This window comes from Staphylococcus sp. GDY8P57P (assembly GCF_017892585.1).
GTDB classification, from domain to species: domain Bacteria; phylum Bacillota; class Bacilli; order Staphylococcales; family Staphylococcaceae; genus Staphylococcus; species Staphylococcus borealis.
In genome coordinates this window covers 1-912 of record NZ_JAESLK010000055.1, presented here as the reverse complement: position 1 = coordinate 912, position 912 = coordinate 1, and the positions used below count along the sequence as shown (strand labels likewise).

Genomic DNA, 912 nt, shown 5'->3' with positions numbered 1-912 from the left:
GTGAGTGATTCAACAAGTATGAGCACATCATTAAGTGAATCAGAAAGCGAGAGTCTTTCAGACTCATTAAGTGAAAGCACATCAGATAGTGCGTCAACATCAACAAGTGTGAGTGACTCAACAAGTGCAAGTACATCGTTAAGTGAGTCAACATCAACGAGTGTGAGTGACTCAACAAGTGCAAGCACATCATTAAGTGCGTCAACATCAACAAGTGTGAGCGACTCAACAAGCACAAGTACATCAGATAGTGCATCAACATCAACGAGTGTGAGTGCATCAACATCAACAAGCGTGAGTGATTCAACAAGCGCAAGCACATCATTGAGTGAGTCAACATCAACAAGTGTGAGTGATTCAATAAGCACAAGTACGTCAGAAAGTGCATCAACGTCAACAAGCGTGAGCGACTCAACAAGTGCAAGCACATCATTAAGTGAGTCAACATCAACAAGCGTGAGCGACTCAACAAGTGCAAGCACATCATTAAGTGCATCAACATCAACAAGCGTGAGCGATTCAACAAGTGCAAGCACATCATTGAGTGCATCAACATCAACAAGCGTGAGTGACTCAACAAGTGCAAGTACATCAGATAGCGCATCAACATCAACAAGTGTGAGTGATTCAACAAGTATGAGCACATCATTAAGTGAATCAGAAAGTACGAGTCTTTCAGACTCATTAAGCGAAAGCACGTCAGATAGTGAATCAACATCAACGAGTGTAAGTGATTCAACAAGTATGAGCACATCATTAAGTGGATCAGAAAGCGAGAGTCTTTCAGACTCATTAAGCGAAAGTACGTCAGATAGTACGTCAACATCAACGAGTGTGAGTGATTCAACAAGTATGAGCACATCATTAAGTGGATCAGAAAGTACGAGTCTCTCAGACTCATTAAGTGAAAGC

The 912-nt window shown here is 41.7% G+C and carries 1 protein-coding gene; it reads right to left on the bottom strand.

The genetic code is table 11. From position 1 onward, the window contains the following. The coding region (locus KA878_RS13290; protein WP_281059642.1) for a hypothetical protein at positions 1-912 on the bottom strand (912 nt) is incomplete at both ends.